General features: G+C 29.0%; 5 protein-coding genes. All 5 read right to left on the reverse strand.

Features of this window, described 5'->3' with window-relative positions:
- Nucleotides 1-111: 111 nt before the first annotated feature.
- The 5 genes from RWL86_RS08360 to rnpA all read right to left on the reverse strand — a co-directional run bounded on the left by RWL86_RS08360 (nt 112) and on the right by rnpA (nt 3,631).
- A complete protein-coding gene (locus tag RWL86_RS08360) occupies nt 112-336 on the reverse strand; it encodes a hypothetical protein (RefSeq protein ID WP_314078802.1) in 225 nt (74 codons plus the stop codon).
- 119 nt (nt 337-455) lie between these two features.
- Nucleotides 456-1,304: a helix-turn-helix transcriptional regulator gene (locus RWL86_RS08365; protein WP_314078804.1), complete on the reverse strand. Its 849-nt coding sequence runs from the start codon at nt 1,302-1,304 to the stop codon at nt 456-458.
- Between the two features lie 323 nt (nt 1,305-1,627).
- Nucleotides 1,628-2,374 carry an RNA-binding cell elongation regulator Jag/EloR gene (gene jag, locus RWL86_RS08370; RefSeq protein WP_314078807.1) on the reverse strand — a complete coding sequence of 249 codons (747 nt, stop codon included), beginning with the start codon at nt 2,372-2,374 and terminating at the stop codon, nt 1,628-1,630.
- Between the two features lie 71 nt (nt 2,375-2,445).
- Nucleotides 2,446-3,261: a membrane protein insertase YidC gene (yidC, locus tag RWL86_RS08375; protein WP_314078809.1), complete on the reverse strand. Its 816-nt coding sequence runs from the start codon at nt 3,259-3,261 to the stop codon at nt 2,446-2,448.
- Nucleotides 3,245-3,631 carry a ribonuclease P protein component gene (gene rnpA, locus RWL86_RS08380; RefSeq protein ID WP_314078811.1) on the reverse strand — a complete coding sequence of 129 codons (387 nt, stop codon included), beginning with the start codon at nt 3,629-3,631 and terminating at the stop codon, nt 3,245-3,247. Before rnpA ends, yidC begins: the two co-directional genes overlap by 17 nt.
- Nucleotides 3,632-3,721: the final 90 nt, after the last annotated feature.

Here is a 3,721-nt window from a genome sequence, read left to right on the forward strand (position 1 = left end):
AATTTATTTAAAATTTATTTTTCGCAATCGCTTCAAAAGCGAACGTTCGTTAACAACGTATATAATTTACCATAGCAAGAGTTCGTTTGCAAGTCCTTTTATATAAAAAAATTATTTAATTTCATCCTTATCTTCTATTGGCTCTAACCATTCTTTTTTTATATTTTTTTCTAGATTTTTTTGACGTTGATCTTCTTCCATTTTCGGCATCATAATAAATGCATCTCCAAAATTATCAAAGTCATATTCTTCTTCTATTGATGGTAATTGAATATCTTCCGGTAAAATTACTTTTTCTTTTTTTAAAAATTCATCTTTATTGAATCGTAAGCCCATTTTAATCACTCCTTTTATTCTATTATAAGTATCCTTTTCCCTTTTTCAATTATTTTTTCTTATCTTTACAAAAAAACAGGAAGAATCCAATTCTTCCTGATTACATTATTTTTTATTTATTATAAAGAATCATTTATTTTTTCAATTTCAGTTAATAATTCATCATTAGAATTAATTCTTGCAAATGCTGCTGCATCATTTAAGTATACTTTTACTTCTTCAACATTAGAATTATTCCCTAATGAATTCATTGCTAATTGATAATACAATCTTGCTAAATAATAAGTAATATGGTATTGACTACATAACTCAATACCTTTTTTTAATAAATCATTACTCTTTTTATAATTATTATTTTTAGTAAAGAACATAGCACTATGATATAAAACCATTAATACTCTCCATACATCTTCCATTTTTTCTAATTTATGTTTTTCTATTTCTTGAATAGCTTTAATAAAGAAATATTCTGCTTTTTCTATATCTTCTTGTTTTTGATAAACTAATCCTAGCCCTGCATAAGCTAAGTGCAGATAAGTATCTTGGTTTTCATTTTGTTCTGCTAAAATTTTATTAAAGTAAAACAAATCATCTTCCACTTTTTTTCCTTGTAAAACTTGGGTGAATCCTTTTAAGTATAACAAGTGGATTTTTTGTTCATCTGTTAATTGTTCTTTTTGAATGCTTCCAATTAATTTTTCAGCCAATTCATAATCCATTGTTACAATACTTTCTTCTATTTTATCCAAAAGTTTATTTGTAGCAACTTCTTTGGTATTAACACTCGCAAATAAGTCCCCCACATCTAATTGCAGTCGTGCGCACAATTGACTTAATATTTTCATTGAAGGAATTTGACCATGATTTTCAAATCGACTTAACGTTGCCTGCGTACAAATCCCATGACTCAATTCAATTTGAGATAAGCCTTTTTCCTTACGACGCCTTATAAACACTTGAATATCCATAATGATTCTCCTAACTATATAATTTCACTTTTATTGTACATTGTTTTTAGGATTTTTTCCAATAATTTTATTTATTTTTCCTTATATAAAATTTGTCGTATGTTTTATATAAAATACAAATATTTATCATTGTCTTCCCCCTAAAGACACTGCAGACAATTCATTTTAACCTGTTTCATAAAAAGTTTCAACCTTTTAAGTAGGATTTAATCAAGTTTCTTTCTATTTTATTGTATTTTCCTTCTACTATTATAGTTTATTCATCCGAATGATATTGATAAACAAAAAAAGACTGGAATTCTTCATTCCAGCCTCTAACTATTTTATTCTGCAATTTCTACTACTAAATAACGATGTGGTTCTTTACCTTCTGAATGAGTAGAAATACGTTTATTTTTACTTAAATATGCATGAATTTGTTTTCTTTCATATGCAGGTAATGGTTCTAAATATACCGGTTGTTTTGTTTTTAAAACACGGCGTGCTGTTTTTTCTGCAATTTGTTGTAACGCTTCAGTACGACGTAAACGATAATCCCCTACATCTACTTGCACAGACATTCTACCTTTAACAAAACGATGAACTGAAACTTGTGCTAATACTTGTAAAGCATTTAAAATTTTACCATATTTACCAATTAATAATCCTGGCTTATCTGTTTCAAAAATAAAGTTCATTTTTTCTTTTTGTACTTCTACATGAACGTCACTTGGTGCACCATAAATTTCTGCAATTTGTTCTAAATAAGCTTTTGTAACATGAGCAGCTTCTTCAATATGATTATCTAATACTTCAACTGCTTCATCAGATTCTTCATAGTTATCTTCAATATCAAATTCTTCGTCATCAAAAGATTCTTCGACTTCTTCAACAACTACTTCTTCTTGTTTAGTTTTTTCTTTAACAGTAATTGATACTACCGCATCTTTTTGTCCGAATCCAAATAATCCTTTTTTACCTTCTTCAATTACTTCAATTTCTACATCATCTTGTGTTAATTGTAATTGACGTAATCCTTTTTGGATAGCTTTTTCTACTGAAGCATCATTTACTCGAATTGTTTGTGTCATCTTCTATATCCTCCATATTGCAAATTTACATGTATTATCTCATGTTCTTTGGATCTGAACAAGTCTATTCTTTAACTTCTGCCGTGTTTTTTCTTAGCTTTTTCTAAAGCTTTCTCACGACGACGTTTTTCATGTGCAATAGCTTTTTGTTCTGCAATAAATGTAAATGGATTATTCATTAATAATGTTTGAATAACCATAAAGATATTCCCTACAACCCAATATAATGATAACGCACTTGGGAATGTTAAAGCTGTAAACCCAATCATTGCTGGTAATACAAATAACATAATTTTTCCAGCCGCTCCACTATCTTGCATTTTCATTGTTAACCAAGAAGTTGCATAAGTTGTAGCTACTACTAAAATTGGTAAAATGAAAAATGGATCTGGTTGATCTAAATTAAACCATAAGAATGAACCTGTTTTTAATGCTTCTGTACGACTAATTGCTTGATATAAAGCAATCATTACAGGTAATTGAATCGCTACTGGTAAACATCCAGCATATTGATTCACACCTTCTCTTTCATATAATGCTGAAATTTCTTCTCGTAAAATTTCTTGAGTTTGGTGATCACGAGCAGAATATTTTTCTCGAAGTTTATTAATTTCTGGTTGTAAAATAGCTGTTTGTCTTGTTGTCTTATATTGGAAGTGCATCACAGGAACTAGTACAATTCTTGTTATAATTGTAAATACAATAATTCCTAAACCATAACTATTTCCAAAAATATGAGATAAAGTAATAATAAATTGAGATAAATTATAAATAATCACTCGATCCCAAATCCCTGTACTTTCTGCTGTTACAGGTGTTGTGCTACATGCTGCTAAAAATAATGTTAAAACCGCTAATGTTAAAGCTAATTTATGCTTTTTCTTCACTTAATTCCCTACTTTCTCCATTATAATCATCTTTTATTAAAATCTTTCCCAATTTTAATACATGCATCATACATCTTTTTACTTCTTGATAATTCATAGATACTACAGGTTTACGTGCGATCACGATAAAATCAATCTCTGACTGTAATTGTGGCTTTAGTTCTGTTAATACACTTCGTATTAATCGTTTGATACGATTTCTAACAACTGCATTTCCTAATTTTTTACTCACAGAAATTCCTACTCTAAAATGAGATTGATTCGATTTATCGATTTGATAAACCACAAATTGACGATTCGCTACTGAATTTCCATGATGAAAAACTCGTTGAAACTCTTGCTCTTTCTTTACTCGATAAGACTTACGCATACACTCACCTTTATCTAAGTTTTTAAAACATTTATAATCATGACCACCCGTCTAACGGGTGGTTTGAACCGGGGCTATAAGCCCAGATTA

Source organism: uncultured Granulicatella sp. (genome assembly GCF_963515095.1).
GTDB lineage: Bacteria > Bacillota > Bacilli > Lactobacillales > Aerococcaceae > Granulicatella.

Bases quoted from the DNA above. Each gene is read 5' to 3' on its own strand.
- RWL86_RS08360 (WP_314078802.1), bottom strand. From the start codon at position 336: ATGGGCTTACGATTCAATAAAGATGAATTTTTAAAAAAAGAAAAAGTA.
- RWL86_RS08365 (WP_314078804.1), bottom strand. From the start codon at position 1,304: ATGGATATTCAAGTGTTTATAAGGCGTCGTAAGGAAAAAGGCTTATCT.
- jag (WP_314078807.1), bottom strand. From the start codon at position 2,374: ATGACACAAACAATTCGAGTAAATGATGCTTCAGTAGAAAAAGCTATC.
- rnpA (WP_314078811.1), bottom strand. From the start codon at position 3,631: ATGCGTAAGTCTTATCGAGTAAAGAAAGAGCAAGAGTTTCAACGAGTT.